Here is a 19598-nt window from a genome sequence, read left to right as displayed (position 1 = left end):
TGATCGTCGATTGGGAAACACCGTTTTTATTGGGACTGATACTTAATGTAATAATTGATTACTAAATGCGTACTTATATAACCATAAGAGAATTTTTGTAAAAAATAAGCAAAGATGCTCAATTTTTTAGGTGGCGTGCCATAACAACTGTACTTCTTCGGCACTCGTCGAATTTTGCTGCGGCGGTTCCGCCAAACATTCTAACAATTGGACGACGGCACTTAATTTTTCGGGAGAGAGTTGCCCGATCAGGGCGATCGCTTTTTGGCGAAGATCGGCAGTCTGAATCATTGACTATCCCAAATTGTGGCTAATTCACACTTTAGCATCCCATCTTAACTCCCCTCGCCCAGAATTGGGAGAGGGGTTGGGGGTGAGGGCGAGAAGCGATGGCAAAGCCCCCCAACCCCCAATTTTGAGGGAGCCAGATGGACTCGACTCCCCTCGCCCAGGATTGGGAGAGGGGTCGGGGGTGAGGGCCTCCATCAATCAATAAAAAACCCCTCGGCCACCCGATACCGATCGCGCCCGGCCGATTTTGCCGCGTAGAGGGCGCGATCGGCGGCGGCGACCAAGGTATGTAAATCTAGGTTCTGAGTCGGTATGGCGGTGGCGATACCGACGCTGAGGGTGACGTATTGTTTCTCGGATTTGCGGTGGGGAATTTTCAGATCCCACAGCGTTTTCTTGATAGTTTGAACCAGGGCGATCGCGGTCGAGGTCGTCATCTTGGAGCCGACGATCACGAACTCCTCGCCGCCGTAGCGGGCGACCAATCCATCGAACGGTTTGTGGCCTTGTTCGAGAACTCTTGCCACCTCTTTCAAGCAGCGATCGCCCTGTTGGTGTCCGTAAGTGTCGTTGTATTTTTTGAAATAGTCTACATCGCAAAAAATGACCGTCAAAGGCTTTTTTACCAAGCTCAAATACTCCCACTCGCCCTCGATAAATTCGTTGAAATAGCGGCGGTTTGCGGTCTGGGTGAGGCCGTCAATACTCGCCAATCGTTGCAATTCTTGATTCGCTTGGGCTAACTCTTTCGTCCGGTCCGCGATGCGATGTTCCAGGGTTTCAAAGGAAAACCGCAACTGTTTCGCCATGTCCGAGAGCGATCGCGACAAATCGCCGATCGCGTCCTGGCGATCGAAAATGACCGGTTCATCCCAATGACCTCGGGCGATCGATTTGGCCACATAACTGAGTTTTTGGATGGGTTGCGTCAGCCAGTGGGCGACGAGTAAACCGATTAATATACTGACAACTAACGCGATCGCGCATAACATCAAAGTGATCCGCTTATTCTGGTTGATTTTTTCCATAAAATCCGCTTCGGGAACGAGGATGACCACCACCCAATCCAAGCCGTAGGGATCGTTGACGCGGACGACTTCCAAATATTGGCGGTGTCCTCCGGCGGAAAAGATCAACTGCGACGATCGAATTTTATCCAGACCTTTAAAATGGACATCAAGAAATTGAGATGCCTCTCGAATCAAGGGGTTGAGGCTGTCCCGGGCATCGATCAGTTGGATGTTTTCTTCGGTTCCCACGGTGATCGGTTCAGCCGTGGATGTGGCGACCAGCAAACCGGAGGGTTCCATGATAAACGCCAGTCCCGATTCGCCGATATCTAAATTTCTCAAAAATTGATTTAATTCCAAAGATAAGACGATATCCGTCGCACAGATCGCCCGCAGTTTGCCGCTGACATCATCGTAAACCGGCGTACTTGCGGTAATGGTGGGGAGGGCATATTTAAAACCGAGATAGATCTCGCTCCAAATCGGTTTATCTTCGCTTTTGGCGAGGGTGTACCAGGGTCGTTTTCGGGGGTCGTACTGTTGATTTCCTTTGCCGATCAAATGCGATCGGTTGCCCGTCGAATCTGCTTTGTAGGTATAATGATAGCGATCGGTAGTCGGATTGGCGACGTGAATTTCCAGGCGATCGCCCTGCCCTCCTTCCGAGTAACCGACGCCCAAAAAAGCGCCTTCTTCCTCCGTCCCGCAATAAATAAAATTGGTGGAGGGAAATAACCGAGCCTGTTGCCAGAGTGAATGGACGCCTTTTCCGGTGACGATATCCAGGTCGCCCTGCCGGATAGCCTTGGCGTTGATGGAGTTGATGACGTGGGGTCGATCAATCGTGTTTTGCAATTGATTGACAATGTGCAGTGCGATGGATTTTCGCAGTTGATCTGCGAGGTCGTTGACCGCCATTTGACCGTTTTTAAAAGACAAATAACCCACCACTCCAACTGTCACAAATATTTGTAGAACAAAAGGAACGATCAGCGTCCCTTTCAGTGACAATCGATTGAAAATTTTAGCCAGTTTTAAGTTCATTGTGAGAGTTGAGACACGGAAGGTGAGAATTTGCGAATCGATGGGGCTGACAACAGTTCTTCCACTCGAAAAACCAACCGACTGCCACCCATTGTCCATCGCCTTCGGAATCGTCCGACCCCATGGCGACATCCGATCGCGATCGACAGTCCACTCGACCGCAAGCATGGTAAAGGGCGATCGCCATCGACGGCAAAAACAATCATTATAACGGTAAAAATTTAAAAATTCCATCGCTCAGTTCTCTTGTAGTTTACTCTAGCTCTCTTCGGTAACTTTCGCCAGATCGAATACGGAAACCCACACCGACACCCCTTTCAGACGGGAGTTGCCGATTTTTTTTTCGCCGCTATCAGTCGTCCTTCTGCAATCGTAAAATTACGGATTACAATAGAATTTATCATTGTCATTGGAGCGGATTTTTACTGGTTCATAAAAACGTTAAAATCCCCGTCCCCAACCCTTCCCCACGACGGGAGAAACGGGAGGGGACGGGGGCGAAAAACCCGACCGATCACACCGCCGCCGCTTCCGGATGTTCGATTTTCGTTCCCAACACCTTCAAAAACTCGGCCAGCCAGCGGGGATGGGCCGGCCACGCGGGCGCCGTCACCAAATTCCCGTCCGCGATCGCGTCATCGGCGGAAATGTCGGCGTACTGCCCCCCCGCCCGGGTGACGTCGGGTCCGCAGGCGGGATAGGCGGAACAGCGTTTCCCCCGCAAGACGTCCGCCGCCGCCAGCAGTTGGGCACCGTGACAGATGGCGGCGATGGGTTTATTCGCCCCGGCGAAATGTTTCACCGCCTCGATGACATCCGGGTTGAGGCGGATATATTCGGGCGCCCGCCCGCCGGGAATCACCAAGGCGTCATAATCTTCCGGGCGAATTTCCTCGAAGGTGGCGTTGAGGGTAAAATTGTGGCCCGGTTTCTCGCTGTAGGTCTGGTCGCCCTCGAAGTCGTGGATCGCCGTCCTGACCGTATCTCCGGCTTTTTTCCCCGGGCAGACGGCGTGAACCCGGTGGCCCACCATCTGCAACGCTTGGAACGGGACCATCACTTCGTAGTCTTCCACAAAGTCCCCCACCAGCATTAAAATCTGTTTTGCAGCCATTGTTGAAACCTCACCGAATTGTTTATCTTTAAGTTTTAACAATTCGGCGATCGCACCGTATCAAATTGGTCGGAATCCCCGATCGCTGAGTGCCGATCTAGCGGTTTTTGACCGAATCAGATCCGGACGATCCCCCTAAATCCCCCTTCACAAGGGGGACTTGAAGAGCTTGAGAAACGCTATGGCTGATAGCGACATCCCCCGTCCCAAACTATCCTCCCACCGAGTCCATGCTTCCATTCATCCGCGACGACCTCAACCCATTTCAAGCCTACACGCCCCATCCTGGCGGAGATTCCGGCAGTCCGGTCTGTTCCGAAATCATTATCGATCGCCTCGATACCAATGAGTGTCCCTACGACTTGCCGGAGGAGTTGAAGCAAAAGTTAGCCTGGACCTACCAGCAGGAAATCGAAACCAACCGCTATCCAGACGGCAGCCACGCCCCCCTGAAGCGGGCGATCGCGGATTACGTCAATTCCGCCCTGTCCGACACCACAACCCCCTTCACGGCCGATTCTGTCTCGGTGGGGAACGGTTCCGACGAGTTGATCCGATCGCTTTTGATCGCCACCTGCCTGAACGGCGGGGGGTCGATTTTGGTGGCCGAACCCACCTTCTCCATGTACGCCATCCTCGCCCGAACCCTGGGAATTCCGGTGGCGGCGGTGAACCGTTCCGAGGCGAATTTTGAAATCGATCTCGCCGCCGCCCAAACTGCGATTTCCCAAACCCAAAATCCCCCCGTCCGGGTGGTGTTCGTCGTCCACCCCAATTCCCCGACGGCGAACGCTTTGACGGATGCGGAATTGGACTGGCTGCGGAGTCTCCCGGACGATATTTTAGTTGTTATCGACGAGGCTTATTTCGAGTTCAGCCAAACCACCGTGGCGGGGGAATTGCAACGGCATCCCAACTGGGTGATTTTGCGGACGTTTTCCAAGGCGTTTCGCCTCGCTTCTTTGCGGGTGGGATATGCGATCGCCTCCCCGGAACTGACGGCAATTTTGGAGAAAGTCCGCCTCCCCTACAACCTCCCCAGCTTCACCCAGGCGGCGGCGTTGATGGCGTTGACGCACCGGGAAGAGTTGCAAAACGTGATTCCGGAAATTCTCGCCGAACGCGATCGCTTATTGGCAGATTTATCCGATCATCCCCGTTTAAAAGTGTGGCCGAGCGACGCCAATTTTATCCACGCCCGCCTCAAATCGGACAATTCCGACGCGGCGTTAAATGAAATTGTCAAACAACTCAAATCCCAAGGGACGTTAATTCGCCACACCGGCGGCGGGTTGAGAATTACCGTCGGGACGCCGGAGGAAAATCAACGGACTCGCGATCGCCTGCTGTCGGTTTAGGAAGTGCGATCGCCGATTTTTGTCGTCAAAAAATCTGTAGCTGCTTGGCATCAGCAACAATTTGAACAGATTCGCCAGACATGACTTTTTGATAAGTCAAACTCCAATCATCATCCTTGGTATCTTCTCCCATAAAACGAAATGAAGATGTTGCCAGATATTGTAACTCCCTTTCAAAAGCCAGCCAATAACGACTTTCATTTTCGGCGACAAATCCCGTCGTATTCGACCCGGCAAAAATATCAAGGACTAAATCGCCAGGTTCGGTAAGAAATCTGATGAAAAATTCCGGAAGTTTATTGGGAAATCTAGCAGGATGGGCTTTTAATCCCAATGCCTTGCACCCCCGAAGATACTGACTATTTGATTCTGAATTGGGAATTTGTAGAAGATTGGAAGGAATTGCACCGCCGTTATCTTTCCCAAATCCTTTGCTGATATCATGTCCGGAGGGACGTTTTTTGGGATCGTAGAATTTTTCTGGATCTTTAAGCAATGTTTTCATCCTCGGACTATATTCAGTCAAAACTCGGGTGACATCTGATTTTGGAAACTCAGATTTACTGAACCACCAAACCGTATTCACGGAATCTTTGGCGCGAATTTTGCGTTTATTAACCCATTCGATAGGACTCGGTAACTTTGAAGGATTAAACCAATAAAAGTCTTCTGCAAGAAAAAATCCAATTTGATCACAAAAATGAATTGGAATTCTAAAATTATACAAACTACGCACAGGTTTTCCCTTTTCATAAGCGCCACCCAAGTCCAGAACGAAGCTGCCATCATCTTTCAATTTTTGATAGACCACTGTGGCAAATTTAGCCAGCCACTCAATATATTCATCTTGTCCTTTATTTCCATATTCTTTTTTTCTCTGTAGGGCAAAGGGGGGACTGGTTAAGACTAAATTTATACTGCGATCGGGTAATTCATTTAACAGTTCGAGAGAATCTCCACAAAATGCAAATCCCAGATCCGTGTAATAAGTTGGTTTTTTCGCTATTTTGTCAAGATTAAGAGGAAATTTCATCTGTTGTAGAGGCATGGCTTTTTGGGGTTGCTACTTATAGTCTGTAGATTTATAGTCATCACCGTTTCATTATAAAGGATATGTCAACTTCTAGAAAATATGTCATCAAATGCCAGAAAGATTTTTGCCAAAAGATTAAAGCAAATCCGACAGATGCGAGGTCTTTCTCAAGAAGAACTGGCAGAGATTGCCGGTTTACATCGAACCTATGTGGGATCTGTAGAACGTGGCGAACGTAATGTGTCCATTGACAATATGGAACGTCTGGCAAAAGCCCTAGAGGTTGATATTACTGCACTTCTTAGGGAATAGTAGCTATGAAACCTCATCCAGACAAAGTAGTTCTTGACGAATTATTTCCATATATTCAGCAATATCAAGATTTGGCTTCCCGGCATGGAATCAATGATATTTTTCAAGATAACGGCGGAAAACTTTTACAAGTGCTTTTGGTCACGGGGTTGGAAATTATCCCCGGAAGAGAAGGGAATGATGCCAAAGATGCAGATGGAAATGAATTTGAGTTGAAGTCAGTTAACATAGCTCTCACCAAGAGTTTTTCAACTCATCACCATATCAACCCTCGAATTATCGATAAGTATCGGCAAGTAGATTGGATATTTGCAGTTTATCGAGGAATTAACTTGCTGTCAATTTATCAACTCACGCCGTCAGATTTAGAATATTTTTATACACAGTGGGAAGAGAAGTGGCACAGTAAAGGGGGCAAGGATATTAACAATCCTAAAATTCCTTTGAAGTATGTCATACAGCATGGACAATTGCTATATTCTAGTGACTCGGTTCATGACTGAGTGAATCGGATTTTCCTCTCCCGAACTGTAGAATTACTCAAATCAGTCATCAGATCGAGGCTACTAGATAATATTGGGGACGCCGGAGGAAAATCAACGGACTCGCGATCGCCTGCTGTCGGTTTAGGAAGTGCGGCTCAAGGCCGACTTTCAAACTCCTGAAACGGGATCACGTCCACCTTGATTTTAACAGGTTTGTTGAGCCGTTTTGTCATCTCCCGAGACGCGATATCGAGCCGTTCCTGAATGGCGGTCATTTCGTTCGCCGGAATTTCAATTGCCACATCGAAATACAAGACATCATCGTTTCCGTAGCGGCCGTTTAAAGTGCGAAACCTTGACGTTCCCGGAAACAGATCGGGTTGATTTTTTCTCATTTGAAAGAGGGTGTCATAGGCGACGGATTCTAGATACAGCTTCCGGAGCGAAAATCCCAGGGGTTGAAGCAAGAGTGACAGACATAATAAAGAGACGGTCAAGCCAAAAATTGCCCGTTTTGGACGGCCGTATTTTTGCGATACAAACACCAAGCTGGCGCTGAAGATAATTCCCGCCAAGTTGGTTATAAATAGTAGAAATGAACCGGCGGCGATGCTCGAATCGATGCCGTAGGAGACGGCGATTTCCGTCCCCAATTTACCCAGGCACAACCCGATCCCGACGACACTCAACGGCGGCACCAAAGCGACGGCGATCGCCACTCCCGGCAGGGCGTTGGCGATGCTGCGGCGGGTATTCGCAAAGGCCGCCGCGGCCCCCGCCGCCAGGGCGACGCCCAGATCTAAAGAGTTGGGCTGGATGCGGCCCAAAATTTCCGATCCGACGACTTTCAACCCGAGTAAATCCGTGGTAAAATAGGCGATGAAAATGACCGACAAAAGACCCGTCAGCAGGGTGAATATCGACCGTTCGATCAATCGCGGATTGAGGACGATCAGGGCGTAAGCCAGGGCGACGATCGGGTTCATCAACGGGGCGATAATCATCGCGCCGATGATGGTGGCGGCACTGTTCGTCAGCAGCCCGAAGGTGGCGATCGCCGTCGCCAATGACAATAACAAATAGAATTTAAAATCGGGCAGTGAAGCCTGCAAAAATGTCTGATTTAATTCGCTGCCGGGAATGGGTTCTTCCCCCATGATCAGCCAATCCTGGGAGAGACTCTGCCAGGATTGCCGGCAATATTGTTTGACGCGGTTGAGTCCGATCATAGATCCTCCAAAAAGAGACTGGAACGGTGGATAATTTACAAATCTAAAAAATCGCTCCTAGTTGGGTCGGGTAGAAGCGACAAAAATGATGAGTTTTTATATCAAATCCGGTCGAATGCTCGGAACGAACCGGGTTGGATATCCGCACCGCTTGGGAATCAATTCCCAAGCTAATAGCTCAAATCATCTGAAGATGATTGGGGAGTTTGTGCGACTCAATACAGCAATTTTCAAGTCAATGAGGTACACTTTCCAATTCAAAGTCCCCCTTTTCAAGGGGGATTTAGGGGGATCGTGCGGTTATTATTCGAGCGAAAATCGCTGTAACCGGCTCTGATATTAGATTAAATTCTTGATTTTATCAACACTGAAAATGCCAGTTTAAGAACACTTTCTCACCCGTCGTAAAATGTCTTTGCGCCCGCCGTCTTCCGCGATCGCGCCCTTCCAGGTGGCTGTAAAAGGGCCGTCGATCGCCCCAGAACTGCCACTTTCTATATCGCGTCGGCGATGTCGATCGCACCGGATACATCCGACCCGCCATTTCAATTTCAGGGCATCCTGAGACGATCGCCCCGAACCCATGCAGGCATTTCTCGAATGGAATGGGGTCAGTCTTTTTACTCATCCGACGGTTTGAACCTTGCCAGAGAATAATGGGAGTTTGTGGCTAGTTCTGTGGGCGGATTATAGCATATTTTGGGGCATATTGGCGGCATTTTTTTGGCGATCGCCGGAGAAAATAGAAAACCGTTCTAACTCGACCGATCGCGGAACGTTTTGATCGCCTCCACCACCTGCGAATGTCCCTCGGAAGACGCCCAAATCAACGCCGTCCAATTGTTGTTGTCCCTGGCCCGAAAATTCGCGCCGCGATCGAGCAACAGTTCCACCGCCGCCCGGTGGCCCGCCCCCGCCGCCGCCATCAACGCCGTCAGGCCGAAATCCGTTTTCGCGTCGATATCGGCCCCCGCCGCCAGCAGGCGTTCGAGAATCGCCACCTTTCCCCCGGCGGCGGCTTCCATCAGGGGAGTCCAACCGTCATTGTCCCCCCGGTTCACGTCCGCCCCCGCCTCCAATAGGCATCCGACGATCGCTTCATCCCCCGCCGTCACCGCGGCGATGGCCGGGGTCGTCCCCTCTTCCCCCGCCGCGTTGACATCCTGGCCAGCCGCGATCGCGGATTCCACCCGGGCCCGGTCGCCCGCTTTAACAGCATCAATTAACTCGGTCATCTCAGTTTCCGATTCTCGCCTCGGCGAGTTGCGCCAAGGCTTATTATCCAACAAAATTGCGAGATTTAGGAACGCGCCAACTCTTCCTCGGAAACCCAGGTTCCGTGGAAGCCGTAGGGGACTCGGTGGGGCATGATCACCCGGGCGATCGCTCCGTCGGCCACATTTTGGGCGTCGATGACCACAAATTCCGATTGGTTTGACTCCTGATTGTAGACAAACGTGACCAGCCAGCCCTCATCCTCCGCCGTCCCCCCCGGACGGGGCACGAACACGGCCTCGCCGCCGAAGCGTTCCGGACCGAACTCGTGAATTTCGGAGGTGCCGCGATCGCGATCGTACTTGATCAGTCCGTCGAACAGGGGCATCGGAACCGGCGCCATTTTCGCCGTGTAGCCGTAGCGATTTTTTCGGCCCGTCCGCGCCTCATTGATGCGGGGAAAATCGGAGGCGCGATCGTCGATTTGTTCCTCCTTGGCTTCCCCCGTTTTCAAGTTGAATCGCCACTGGTGCAGGCGGGGAATTTCCGCATCGCGATCGTCGGTTTGTTGCAATGAAAGAACCGTCGTCGATTTCATCCGACAGGCTGTCAGCACAATTTCATCCCCCTCCTCGTAGGCGTTGAGGGTATGAAAAATAAAGCAGGACGGACACTCAAACCAGCGGATATCATTGTTATCGCCGTGGCGGGGAAGAATGCCAAATTGGGCGGGCAATTCCGACTCGAAATTCCAAGCCGGTTCCCCCCGCTGCATCTTTTCGGGATAGAATTTCAGGGGCAGGTCCATGAAAATCGGTAATTTTCCGTGATGGCGAAATCGTGGTGCATACTGCCCACCGGCAACTCGATGCGGACGGTGCGGGACAGTTCCCCGCCGGGGGTGGCGATGCTGTAGTCTATGTGGGGATCTGGGCCGAGAGAATAGCCGAAAAATAGCATTTCTCCCGTCACCGGATCAATTTTGGGGTGGGCGGTAAAGGCGGAGGTGAGTTTCCCGTTGAAGGTGTGGGGCCCGACGGTTTCCAACTGGGGGAGTCGGATGGCGTGGGGTCCCCCCCCTTCCCACAGGGCTAAAAACTGTCCGGCGTGCCAGATTAAAGCGGTGTTGGCGGCGTTTTTGAACGGACCTTCGGGGTTGTCCATTTGGGGCGGTTCCATGAGTCCGGTCCAGATGGCTTTTCCCGCCTCCCGTTCTTTCAGAAAGCCCCGGGTGCGGACGTAGCGGTTGCGGTAGGAGGCTTTTCCGTCTTTGATGCGGACGCCGTGCAACATCCCGTCCCCGTCGAACCAGTGGTAGTTGCCGAGGGGGGGAAATTGGGGGTTCGGGCCGTTGCGGACGAACATCCCGGACAGGTCGGGGGGGAGTTCGCCAATTACAGTCAAGTTATCGGCGACGACCTCTTCTCGAATGGGGGCAAAGTTCCCCTCTAGAAACGGATTCACGGCGGTGGAAGTCATGGTAAGGAGTGAATTTCAACATCACAGATAGGGTAGCGCAAGAGCGGGCTTTTTAGGGGAGCAAAATCGATGTTTTCATCTCCGAGTCCGGTTGGGTCGAGTTTTCATTCTAAATAATCATGCATTTTGCCGGGGCGGGCGATCGATTTTCCGAAGGATCTCAATTACTGCCATTTTGACCCTCCACAGTCCGATAAAATTGACGTGGCCCGAACCGATCGCAATTGACCTGAAATATCATGACCAAATTGAAAGTTTTACTCGTACCGGATTACCTCGACTGGATTTTGGGAACTTGGGCGAAACAAATTGTCCGGGTGGGAACCCGACACGACTATTACTTTTTTCCCCAACAAATGTTTCCCCATTATCAAAAAGAATGGGACTCGTTGATTGAGAGGGTCGATGTCATCCACGTTCTCAACGACTTTGCGTTCGAGAAAACGAAATTTCCGGACAGCCTTCCCGCCGTCGGTTCTATTCACCACGTCACGGACTGGGAACCATTGATTCCCATCACGCAAAAATGCGATCGCATCATGACCGTCGCCGGCGAGTGGAGAGATTTTCTCCTCGAAAAGGGGATTCCGGGCGATCGCATCAGTTTATTTCACAATGGCGTAGATCCCTCGGTTTTTTACCCCTTGCCCGACAAAATGGAAGCTCGACGACAACTCGGCATATCCTCCCCGACGCCCCTGATCGGGTACAGTGCAAAATTCACCAGCGATACCGACGGTCGCAAGGGAATTCCCATTTTACTTAAAGCGTTAAAACGCCTGTCAGAAACTGATCTAAAATTTGGAATTGTCATTACCGGCCCCGGATGGGATGAGGTCGTCAAAGAAATTAAAAGTTACGGCATTTCTGAGGTGTATTACTATCCATTTCTGCCCGATCGCATGATGCCGGTTTGCTACAATGCCCTCGATTTATACGTCGTCACCTCCAAAGTGGAAGGGGGGCCGGTTCCCGCCATCAACTGCATGGCTTGCGGGGTTCCGGTGGTGGCGACACCCGTGGGAATCGTCATCGATTATATCCGAGATGGGGCGAACGGGATGGTCGTTCCCAAGGAAGATGCGGAAGCCACGGCAAAGGCGATCGCCCGATTGTTGGAGAATCCGGGACTGAGGAACAATATCGCCAAAAATGGCTTGGAAACTGTCGCAAATCATCTCACCTGGGATAAAACTCTGTCCGGAATTGAGGAAATGTACGAGCGGGTTTGGGCGGAAAAATCCGGCCGCAGGGAACCGTCAAAAACCGCGCCCGACCCGGTAAAACAGAGGAAAAAAGTTTCGGCGATCGACGCTTATTTGTGGAACTTGAAACTGCTCAAACAGGGACATACAAGAGAAGGGATTCGGGGGATTTTAGAAGGGAATCTCGGTATCGCTTCGACGGAAACGCTAAAAATCGGCTTCCAAAAACTATCCGGCTTATTTGACGAAAGATCGGAGTCGCGATCGCCGGTTTAAAAATTGAGCGTCGGGAATTTTGTAGGTCAAAACAGAGATTCGACAGGTAGAGTTTTCCTTTCAGATTCATGGTTTTGTTCTCTCCAAAAAGTCTGAATTGTATGCATTTAAAATTCGGTTTCGTTCAAGCAGTAATTCAGCCGTTCGGCTAGAATTTGGACGTGGGGAGGATTGAACATGGTATCGTGATTTCCGGGAACATCATAAATGCTCAAACCAGCCGCAGCCAAATGGCCCCAACCTTGTTGTGGATCGCGTTTTTGCCAGTCTTCCGCCGTCGCCATGTCGGGTAAAGTCGCCCGGGGGGGTTCGGACGATCGCAACAGTACCAACCGCCCCGGATAAACTCGGGGAGTGTAGTTATTTCTCGCTTTCATATTCGCCTCGCGAATGATGGCGCTGCGCCGTTTTTGAGAGAGGACTCGTCCCCAACTATAATGAATTGTACCATAAATTTTGAGCGCCATTTGTTTGAGAAAAAATTCGGACTCTTTGAGCAACATTCGCCCGTTTTTCAGGCGTAACAAGTAAGACCAATAATGCTCCTTACGGAAAGTTATACGTTCAAACGTTCCGTAGCCGTAAGTATCCAATAAAATCACTGTTGCCACCTCTTCCCCTTGCCCGACCAGTTGTTGCGCCATCTCAAAGGCGATGATGCCGCCGAAGGATTGTCCCCCCAGAAGATAGGGGCCTCGGGGCTGAATTTTTTGCATTTCTCGAATGTAATAATCGGCGATTTCTTCCGCCGTATCCAACGGTTTTTGAATGCCATCTAATCCCCGAGCCTGCAAACCGTAAAATGGCCGCTCTGCGTCGCAATACTTCGCCAATTTTTCCAGGTTAATGACATTTCCCAAGCGGCCGTGAACGCAGAAAAAAGGCTGTTTATAACCCGTCGGCTTAATGGGAACCACCGCAGACCAGAAGTTGGATTCTTTCCCGTCTCGGATTAAATTTGCCAATTCTTCGATGGTCGCCACCTTCAAAAGAACGGCTAAGGGAATATTTTTGCCGATCTTTTTCTGAACCCGTGTCACCATCTCCACGGCCAGCAATGAGTTTCCCCCCAAGTCAAAAAAGTCACTTTTTACCCCGACGGATTTCACCTTTAAAACCTGCTTCCAAATGTCTGCCAACTGCGTCTCTAGGGCATCTTTGGGCGCGACAAAGTGGGGATCTGGAGCGAAGGTTTCCGCTTCGAGATCGGGGAGAGCCATGCGATCGCGCTTTCCATTCGGCGTCAGGGGCAATGCCTCTAAAAATACAAAAGCAGAGGGTACCATGTACTCGACCAACTTTTCCCGAAGAAACGATCGCAGTCCGTCGATCGCGTCGGTTTTGTCGATTTTTTCCGGGGGCAATTTGGGGACTAAATAGGCGACCAAACGCTTGTCTCCGGAGGCATCATCTCGGGCTATGACAGCGGCCGCTTTCAGGTCGGGATGTTGTTCCAAAACGGCTTCAATTTCTCCGAGTTCGATGCGTTGGCCGCGAATTTTTACCTGAAAATCGACCCGTCCTAATAGTTCGATCGCGCCGTCGGGCCGGTAACGGGCTAAATCTCCGGTTTTGAACAGTCGTTGTTCCGGGTTCAGCGGGTTGGCGATATATTTTTCTGCATTCAAGTCGGGGCGGTTGAGATATCCCCGGGCCAGACAGCCGCCGGCCATGTGCAGTTCCCCCACTTCCCCATCCCCGGCGACGGGTTGAAGATCTTCGTTGAAAATGTAGGCTTGATTGTGGGGGTAGGGATAGCCGACGGGGATGTAACCCTCTCGGCGATCGAAATCGGGAGGCACGGCATAGGCGCAATTTCCGACGGTTTCCGTCTGGCCGTAAATATTAAAATAGCGCACCTTATTTTCAAAAAACTGTCGCAGTTTTTGATGGACTGTAACCGGGGGTAAATCCCCAGATAAAATGATGGCACGCAGCCGAGAATTTTTGAGTCTTTCTGTCTGCCAACTCTCCAGATTTTCTAAGGCTTGAAGTCCGGACTGCCAGACCGAGTGAACGCCGTCAGAAATGGTAATTCCAGCTCCAACAATTAACTGGAAGAGTTCGATGGGATTTTTGGTTTGCTCTCGGGTGGCAATGATACTGGTTGCCCCCCGAGACAGGGGAACCATCAGTTGTCTGACGGAGGACGAAAATGAGAAAGATGCGACGTGAAGGTAGATGTCATCGGCTCTCACTTGTAAGATGTCGGCAACAGCGGGAATGTAGCAAAAGACATTGGAACGGGTCAGTTGTACGCCTTTGGGTTTTCCAGTTGAGCCCGAAGTGTACATGACATAGGCGAGGTGTTCCGGCGTCGCTTCGCAAATGGGGGTTTCTCGGCTGTGTTGGCCGATCGCATCCCCGTCCGCATCGAGGCAGATCGGGGGAATTTCCAAGTCAGAAAAATTGCCGGCTAAATGTCGTTGCGTCAGCAGTAGGGGGACGCGAGTTTCTGTCAAAATAAAGCGCGATCGCTCTTGGGGATAAGCCGGATCGAGGGGAACGTAAGCTCCCCCCGCTTTGAGAATTCCTAAAATTCCTATCACTATCTCCGGCGATCGTTCCGCGCAAATTCCCACCAGAACATCCGGCTTGACACCGCGCCGTTGGAGAAAATGGGCAAGTTGGTTGGCTCTGGCGTTCAGTTCTCGGTACGTCAATTTCTGATTTTGACAAACCAGGGCGATCGCGTCTGGCGATCGCTCGACCTGAGCTTCAAATAGTTGTTGCATTGGGAAACAACTCCACACTTACTTTTCCATTCAAGCACGGTTTTTCGAGAATGTCATCATGCTGCGAACCCAACCGACGGTAATTTTCCCAAACCGAACCTTTTCTCCGGACTCACCTTGGCGATGGCGGGGTTCGTCCCCTCTTTCCCGACAGTATTGACATCGTGACGGGGACGGGTTGCGATCGCCGATTCAGAACTTGATATAATAGTATCCGACCCGTCATCCAACTCAACTTGAACAACTTTTTCCAGGATGCATCCTCCGAAGTCCATCGAACCCGCCGACTCGATCCACAGGTCAATTCATGAAAAAATCCGCTCCCTATCCCCTCAAACAAGAGATTGGCAAAACCTTTATTATTGCCTATAAAGAGAAGACCGACCAATTGGAGTCCCATTTAACAGGGGAGGACTTAGACTGCGAAGTTTTGCGACAAAAACACCGGCCAGAATACGAAGATTATTCTCCCAGTTACCTCTGTTTGCTCAATCATAAAACGGCTTGGGAAATTGCCAGATTACAGTCGAAACCGACGCTAATTGTCGAAGCCGATTTTGTCCCAGTTATCGGGTTCGGAGATCTGCCACTGCCTTTCCCTGGCGAACAAGAAAATGTCGGGGTTGCCTGGATTTATAATTGTGCTCCGCAGATTTATAGTGTATCCTCCGAAGGTTATGCAGAGGGCTTTTCTGTATCTACCGTTGCCTATATCGTCACTCCAAAAGCGGCCGATTCACTTCTGGAACTAGAGGTCAAAATACGAGAAAATCCGGGACCCAAAAACTATTCGAGTTGGGATTCAACAATCGACGGTTTTTTGAGACAAAGAAAATTCCAGAACTATATCCCCTTTCGCAACTACGGTGAACACGGAGGAAAACCAAACTTGGAACATCAAAAATTCGGCTTGAGCAAGGTTCATCGTGCCGACGTTCTGTATGGAAAATTGGCGTTTATTCCTCCATATCTTCAGGATGAATCTCATCAAAACTCAAAGCTACTCATGTCACGTTGTCAAGCACGAATCAAGGGGATTGCCCGATTGGCTCTCGGAAAATTTTTGCGAATCCCCGTCATTCAAGGTTCGAGTTATCCGCTGAGGCTGATCGGTTTTGCCGTCCGTCGCCAGCTAACATTTCGGGTTTAGAAGCCTTTTGATTTTGAGTTGCCAAAAACAACCATAACGGTGGGCTTTTGATCTCGGTTTTCCTGGCAAGTACCCTCCCAAAATTATTCAATTTATCGGATTATGAAAAAACTGAAAGTCTTACTGATACCGGATTACTTCGCCTGGGTTTTGGGTACTTGGGCAAAACAAATTGTCCGGGTGGGAACCCAACACGACTATTACTTTTTTCCCCAGCAAATGTTCCCTTATTATCGCCAAGAGTGGGAATCTCTGCTTCAAATTGCCGATGTCATCCACGTTCTCAGCGACTTTGATTTTGAGAAAACGATATTTCCAACTACTGTCCCGTCCGTCGGTTCCATCCATCACGTCACGAACTGGGAAAAACTGATTCCCATCACGCAGAAATGCGATCGCATCATGGCCGTCGCCGGCGAGTGGAAAGACTTTCTCTGCGAAAAGGGGATTCCCGGCGATCGCATCAGTTTATTTAACAATGGCGTAGATACTTCGATTTTCTACCCCTTACCCGACAAAATGGAAGCCAGACGACAGCTCGGCATTACCTCAGAAATACCTTTGATAGGGTACAGTGCCAAGTATACCAGCAATACCGATGGTCGCAAAGGCATTCATATCCTACTTCAAGCCCTAAAAACTTTGGCTGAAAATCATCAAAAATTTGGTATTGTCATTACCGGGCCGGGATGGGGAAAAGTCGTGGAAGAAATTAAAAGTTACGGCATTTCCGAGGTTTATTACTATCCCTTTCTGCCCGATCGCATGATGCCGGTTTGCTACAATGCCCTCGATTTATATGTCGTCACGTCCCAAGTGGAAGGGGGCCCGGTTCCCGTCATCAACTGTCTGGCTTGCGGGGTTCCGGTGGTGACGACACCCGTGGGAATCGTCATCGATTATATCCGAGATGGGGCGAACGGAATGGTCGTTCCCAAGGAAGATGCGGAAGCCACGGCAAAGGCGATCGCCCGATTGGTGGAGAACCCGGAACTGAGGCAAAATATCGCCGAAAGTGGCTTGGAAACCGTCAAAAATCATCTCACCTGGGATAAAACCCTGGCCGGAATCGAAGAAATGTACGAACGGGTTTGGGAGGAAAAATCCGACCGTCGGGAACCTTTAAAAACCGATCGCGATCCGGCAAAGCAGAGGGAAAGGGTGCTGGCGATCGATTCGTATTTGTGGAACTTGAAACTGCTGGCGAAGGGTCATCCCAAAGAAGGGCTGCGCGGAATTTTGGATGGGAATTTGGGAGTCGCCTTGACCGAAACGCCGAAAATCGTCGCAAAAGAACTTTCGAGCCGAGTTTGACACCGTTATTTTAGCCGGTGAAACGGGGCAATATTTGATTGAAAAATATCATTTCGGAGTCCCGGAAAAAGGAGCGATCGCCGGTTCAAATCTTGACGGTCGGCGATCGTGACATCCAACCGTTATATCACTCCGAAAGCAACACGATCCGATAGCGAGCTTTATTAGCCGCCACCTTGTCCATCGCCTCGTTCACCCGACTCAACGGCATCGTTTCGATCATCGGTTTGATCTGATTCACGGCGGCAAATTCCAACATTTCTGCCATGAACCGCCGGCCGCCCACTACGCTGCCGACGACGGATTTTTGACCGAAAATCAGCGGAATCAGCGGCACGTTCAAACTGGAAACCGGAATGCCGACGAAACACAAAACCCCGTTATTTGCCAGCAAACTGAACGCCGCATCCCAATCAGTTTCGGCGGAGATGGTGGAAATAGGTGAAATCGGCCGGAACCCGAACGCGATCGGCAAATCCGCCGTGATGCCCGACGATCAGGCCCGTATAGCCTTCGCGACAGATATTTTCTTCCCCTTGCAAACAATGATCGCAGGCCCGACAGGAGTTTTTGCTTTATATTTAAAAGAGAGCTGGGCCGTTTCCTCATCCCCAACTCGGCTAATGTTTATGAGCCTTTGTTTTAATCCCGCCTGTCGCCATTCCAACCCCGATCGCCTCTCATCTTGCCAACAGTGTGGCGAACCCTTGCTGCTCGGCGATCGCTATCGGGCTCTACAAGAAATCGGCTCCGGGGGATTCGGCCGCACCTACCTGGGGGTAGATGACGCGGAACCCGATCGCCCCCCCTGTGCCATCAAGCAATTTTTGCCCGCCTCCGCCAACGACAAAGCGATCGCCTCCCGCCTGTTCCGCAAGGAAGCTGAACGGTTGCGATCGCTTTCCCATCCCCAAATTCCCAAGTTTTTGGCATACTTTGAAATCGAAAATCAACAATACATCGTCCAGGAGTTCATCCCCGGACAAAATCTAGCCGAAGAACTGGCGGAATCGGGGGTTTTTTCCGAAACAAAAATTCGGGATCTGCTCCGTCAAATGTTCCCCATTTTGCAATATTTGCACGATCGCCACCTCATCCACCGGGATATCAAACCGGAAAATCTGATCCGAAGACGGGGCGATCGGCGTCTCTTTTTGGTGGATTTCGGCGCCGCGAAACTCGCCACCGGAACCGCCCTCGCCAAGACGGGAACCCGCATCGGAACCGCCGAATTTGTCGCCCCCGAACAACTGCGGGGAAAGGCCGTTTTTGCCAGCGATCTCTACAGTCTTGGCGTTACCTGCATTCATTTATTAACCAATACATCCCCCTTCGATCTCGTCGATGGCGATAACCATTGGGTGTGGCGGGACTGGCTGGGCGATAATGCCGTCAGTCCCCAACTGGCGGCGGTACTCGATCGCCTGATTTCTCCGGCCGTCAGCAGCCGTCACCCATCCGCGAGGGCGGCTTTACAATCCCTCGACAAACCGATTCCGAAATCGAAGCAAAATTGGTGGAAATACGGGGGCGCGGCCGTGGCGGCGTTGGCAATTGTAGCCATTATAAAAATAACTCAGAATCGCGAAACTGTCAATCCCAATCAACCCATTATCCGCGAAACGAATTTGGATGCGATCGAGGCATTATCGACTTATATTAAAATCCAAAATGACCACTATTTGGAAACAGGACAATTTTTGGAAAATCCCTCGCAGATGATCCCCATCGCGTCCCATTATTTTACCGTCCAACCGGGCGACAATGGGATTCAACTTGTCGCCATCCCCCGCCAACCCGACACCTACGGCTACGCCGCCGTGTTGTGGGGTGGAAAAATATCGGATAGCGATCGCGATCGTCAGCAGAATTGGAAACCCCAAGATCCCACGGATTTCGGAACCTTTTCCCTCCCCAGTTTTCGCCCTACCCCTTCCGAGTACGCCACCCGAGTCACCTACTGCGAGAGTTTGGAATCGACGACGGAACCGCCACCGTTGTCGGAAATCGGGCGATCGCTTCCCCTGTCCACCCACGAATTGCCCTGTCCGGAAGGTTACGCTTTTTCATTGGGAATTATCGACGCGATGGGCAAGTTGTCGGCGAAAACTCAACCGTCATCAATTCCGAATCCATAAAAATGGCGATATGACAGTTTGAGACTGAGCGGAAAATTTTACCACTCCAGGCACAGAGGACACGGAGGATTTGTTTGTCTTTACTGAGGTATTATAGCAACCGCCAAGGGGGTTAGGACGCGATCGCCAACCCCGAGTCCACTTAAGTGGACTTTTGCGATTCGCCTTGAAATTGATTTCAAGGCGGGCTTCAAATTGGCAGATCAGTCC

At 50.8% G+C, this 19598-nt stretch carries 20 protein-coding genes; 7 read left to right on the top strand and 13 right to left on the bottom strand.

Annotated features, from left to right (window positions below):
* Positions 1-126: 126 nt before the first annotated feature.
* The 3 genes from AC0QHF_RS03930 to AC0QHF_RS03920 form a co-directional block, all read right to left on the bottom strand.
* A complete protein-coding gene (locus AC0QHF_RS03930; RefSeq protein WP_324702878.1) occupies positions 127-291 on the bottom strand; it encodes a hypothetical protein in 165 nt (54 codons plus the stop codon).
* Positions 292-485: 194 nt separating this feature from the next.
* On the bottom strand, positions 486-2345 hold the full coding sequence (locus AC0QHF_RS03925; RefSeq protein WP_324702877.1) for a diguanylate cyclase: 1860 nt from the start codon (positions 2343-2345) through the stop codon (positions 486-488).
* Positions 2346-2859: 514 nt separating this feature from the next.
* Positions 2860-3459, bottom strand: coding sequence for a DJ-1/PfpI family protein (locus AC0QHF_RS03920; RefSeq protein WP_324702876.1), 600 nt, complete (start codon positions 3457-3459; stop codon positions 2860-2862).
* Positions 3460-3689: 230 nt separating this feature from the next.
* On the opposite strand from AC0QHF_RS03920, the gene AC0QHF_RS03915 reads away from it, so the two are divergent.
* On the top strand, positions 3690-4817 hold the full coding sequence (locus tag AC0QHF_RS03915; RefSeq protein WP_324702875.1) for a histidinol-phosphate transaminase: 1128 nt from the start codon (positions 3690-3692) through the stop codon (positions 4815-4817).
* Positions 4818-4842: 25 nt separating this feature from the next.
* On the opposite strand, the gene AC0QHF_RS03910 is transcribed toward AC0QHF_RS03915, so the two are convergent.
* On the bottom strand, positions 4843-5865 hold the full coding sequence (locus AC0QHF_RS03910; protein WP_324702874.1) for a DNA-methyltransferase: 1023 nt from the start codon (positions 5863-5865) through the stop codon (positions 4843-4845).
* Positions 5866-5949: 84 nt separating this feature from the next.
* Here AC0QHF_RS03910 and AC0QHF_RS03905 point away from each other — a divergent pair, with 84 nt between their 5' ends.
* The gene (locus AC0QHF_RS03905) at positions 5950-6162 is read left to right on the top strand and encodes a helix-turn-helix domain-containing protein (protein ID WP_324702873.1); all 213 of its coding nucleotides are present in this window, start codon (positions 5950-5952) and stop codon (positions 6160-6162) included.
* A gap of 5 nt (positions 6163-6167) precedes the next feature.
* A complete protein-coding gene (locus AC0QHF_RS03900) occupies positions 6168-6665 on the top strand; it encodes a PDDEXK family nuclease (RefSeq protein WP_324702872.1) in 498 nt (165 codons plus the stop codon).
* A 137-nt stretch (positions 6666-6802) separates the two neighbouring features.
* On the opposite strand, the gene AC0QHF_RS03895 is transcribed toward AC0QHF_RS03900, so the two are convergent.
* From AC0QHF_RS03895 to AC0QHF_RS03875, 5 genes are all read right to left on the bottom strand, one after another.
* Entirely contained in the window at positions 6803-7876 is a 1074-nt protein-coding gene (locus AC0QHF_RS03895) for a DUF389 domain-containing protein (RefSeq protein WP_324702871.1), read from the bottom strand.
* A 361-nt stretch (positions 7877-8237) separates the two neighbouring features.
* Entirely contained in the window at positions 8238-8504 is a 267-nt protein-coding gene (locus tag AC0QHF_RS03890; protein ID WP_324702870.1) for a hypothetical protein, read from the bottom strand.
* 127 nt (positions 8505-8631) lie between these two features.
* Positions 8632-9111 carry an ankyrin repeat domain-containing protein gene (locus AC0QHF_RS03885; RefSeq protein ID WP_324702869.1) on the bottom strand — a complete coding sequence of 160 codons (480 nt, stop codon included), beginning with the start codon at positions 9109-9111 and terminating at the stop codon, positions 8632-8634.
* Positions 9112-9176: 65 nt separating this feature from the next.
* Complete coding sequence (locus AC0QHF_RS03880; RefSeq protein ID WP_324702868.1) at positions 9177-9899, bottom strand: carotenoid oxygenase family protein; 723 nt, start codon at positions 9897-9899, stop codon at positions 9177-9179.
* Positions 9884-10570, bottom strand: coding sequence for a carotenoid oxygenase family protein (locus AC0QHF_RS03875; protein ID WP_324702867.1), 687 nt, complete (start codon positions 10568-10570; stop codon positions 9884-9886). Before AC0QHF_RS03875 ends, AC0QHF_RS03880 begins: the two co-directional genes overlap by 16 nt.
* 239 nt (positions 10571-10809) lie before the next feature.
* Between AC0QHF_RS03875 and AC0QHF_RS03870 the strand changes: the two genes are divergently transcribed.
* Positions 10810-12051: a glycosyltransferase family 4 protein gene (locus tag AC0QHF_RS03870; RefSeq protein WP_324702866.1), complete on the top strand. Its 1242-nt coding sequence runs from the start codon at positions 10810-10812 to the stop codon at positions 12049-12051.
* Positions 12052-12158: 107 nt separating this feature from the next.
* Here AC0QHF_RS03870 and AC0QHF_RS03865 read toward each other — a convergent pair whose 3' ends face one another.
* Entirely contained in the window at positions 12159-14786 is a 2628-nt protein-coding gene (locus AC0QHF_RS03865) for a non-ribosomal peptide synthetase (protein ID WP_324702865.1), read from the bottom strand.
* 56 nt (positions 14787-14842) lie between these two features.
* Positions 14843-15061 (bottom strand): hypothetical protein, encoded by a 219-nt coding sequence (locus AC0QHF_RS03860; RefSeq protein ID WP_324702864.1) that lies wholly within the window; start codon positions 15059-15061, stop codon positions 14843-14845.
* A 32-nt stretch (positions 15062-15093) separates the two neighbouring features.
* Between AC0QHF_RS03860 and AC0QHF_RS03855 the strand changes: the two genes are divergently transcribed.
* Positions 15094-15936, top strand: coding sequence for an LPS biosynthesis glycosyltransferase (locus tag AC0QHF_RS03855; protein WP_324702863.1), 843 nt, complete (start codon positions 15094-15096; stop codon positions 15934-15936).
* 102 nt (positions 15937-16038) lie between these two features.
* Positions 16039-17250, top strand: coding sequence for a glycosyltransferase family 4 protein (locus tag AC0QHF_RS03850; RefSeq protein ID WP_324702862.1), 1212 nt, complete (start codon positions 16039-16041; stop codon positions 17248-17250).
* 127 nt (positions 17251-17377) lie between these two features.
* Here AC0QHF_RS03850 and AC0QHF_RS03845 read toward each other — a convergent pair whose 3' ends face one another.
* Both AC0QHF_RS03845 and AC0QHF_RS03840 read right to left on the bottom strand, forming a co-directional pair.
* Entirely contained in the window at positions 17378-17725 is a 348-nt protein-coding gene (locus AC0QHF_RS03845; protein WP_324702879.1) for an MDR/zinc-dependent alcohol dehydrogenase-like family protein, read from the bottom strand.
* Positions 17664-17792 (bottom strand): hypothetical protein, encoded by a 129-nt coding sequence (locus AC0QHF_RS03840; protein ID WP_324702861.1) that lies wholly within the window; start codon positions 17790-17792, stop codon positions 17664-17666. Before AC0QHF_RS03840 ends, AC0QHF_RS03845 begins: the two co-directional genes overlap by 62 nt.
* An 87-nt stretch (positions 17793-17879) precedes the next feature.
* Between AC0QHF_RS03840 and AC0QHF_RS03835 the strand changes: the two genes are divergently transcribed.
* A complete protein-coding gene (locus AC0QHF_RS03835) occupies positions 17880-19388 on the top strand; it encodes a serine/threonine-protein kinase (RefSeq protein WP_324702860.1) in 1509 nt (502 codons plus the stop codon).
* Positions 19389-19598: the final 210 nt, after the last annotated feature.

The organism is Lyngbya sp. CCY1209 (assembly GCF_055795065.1).
Note: the sequence above shows the minus strand (reverse complement) of the source record. Positions and strands in the feature narration are given on the sequence as shown.

What these genes read in the sequence shown, in the direction of transcription:
- AC0QHF_RS03910 (WP_324702874.1), bottom strand. Translation starts at nt 5,865, where the DNA reads ATGCCTCTACAACAGATGAAATTTCCTCTTAATCTTGACAAAATAGCG.
- AC0QHF_RS03880 (WP_324702868.1), bottom strand. Translation starts at nt 9,899, where the DNA reads ATGGACCTGCCCCTGAAATTCTATCCCGAAAAGATGCAGCGGGGGGAA.
- AC0QHF_RS03890 (WP_324702870.1), bottom strand. Translation starts at nt 8,504, where the DNA reads ATGAGTAAAAAGACTGACCCCATTCCATTCGAGAAATGCCTGCATGGG.
- AC0QHF_RS03850 (WP_324702862.1), top strand. Translation starts at nt 16,039, where the DNA reads ATGAAAAAACTGAAAGTCTTACTGATACCGGATTACTTCGCCTGGGTT.
- AC0QHF_RS03905 (WP_324702873.1), top strand. Translation starts at nt 5,950, where the DNA reads ATGTCATCAAATGCCAGAAAGATTTTTGCCAAAAGATTAAAGCAAATC.
- AC0QHF_RS03865 (WP_324702865.1), bottom strand. Translation starts at nt 14,786, where the DNA reads ATGCAACAACTATTTGAAGCTCAGGTCGAGCGATCGCCAGACGCGATC.
- AC0QHF_RS03860 (WP_324702864.1), bottom strand. Translation starts at nt 15,061, where the DNA reads ATGGACTTCGGAGGATGCATCCTGGAAAAAGTTGTTCAAGTTGAGTTG.
- AC0QHF_RS03855 (WP_324702863.1), top strand. Translation starts at nt 15,094, where the DNA reads ATGAAAAAATCCGCTCCCTATCCCCTCAAACAAGAGATTGGCAAAACC.
- AC0QHF_RS03930 (WP_324702878.1), bottom strand. Translation starts at nt 291, where the DNA reads ATGATTCAGACTGCCGATCTTCGCCAAAAAGCGATCGCCCTGATCGGG.
- AC0QHF_RS03895 (WP_324702871.1), bottom strand. Translation starts at nt 7,876, where the DNA reads ATGATCGGACTCAACCGCGTCAAACAATATTGCCGGCAATCCTGGCAG.
- AC0QHF_RS03885 (WP_324702869.1), bottom strand. Translation starts at nt 9,111, where the DNA reads ATGACCGAGTTAATTGATGCTGTTAAAGCGGGCGACCGGGCCCGGGTG.
- AC0QHF_RS03835 (WP_324702860.1), top strand. Translation starts at nt 17,880, where the DNA reads ATGAGCCTTTGTTTTAATCCCGCCTGTCGCCATTCCAACCCCGATCGC.
- AC0QHF_RS03920 (WP_324702876.1), bottom strand. Translation starts at nt 3,459, where the DNA reads ATGGCTGCAAAACAGATTTTAATGCTGGTGGGGGACTTTGTGGAAGAC.
- AC0QHF_RS03925 (WP_324702877.1), bottom strand. Translation starts at nt 2,345, where the DNA reads ATGAACTTAAAACTGGCTAAAATTTTCAATCGATTGTCACTGAAAGGG.
- AC0QHF_RS03870 (WP_324702866.1), top strand. Translation starts at nt 10,810, where the DNA reads ATGACCAAATTGAAAGTTTTACTCGTACCGGATTACCTCGACTGGATT.
- AC0QHF_RS03915 (WP_324702875.1), top strand. Translation starts at nt 3,690, where the DNA reads ATGCTTCCATTCATCCGCGACGACCTCAACCCATTTCAAGCCTACACG.
- AC0QHF_RS03900 (WP_324702872.1), top strand. Translation starts at nt 6,168, where the DNA reads ATGAAACCTCATCCAGACAAAGTAGTTCTTGACGAATTATTTCCATAT.
- AC0QHF_RS03875 (WP_324702867.1), bottom strand. Translation starts at nt 10,570, where the DNA reads ATGACTTCCACCGCCGTGAATCCGTTTCTAGAGGGGAACTTTGCCCCC.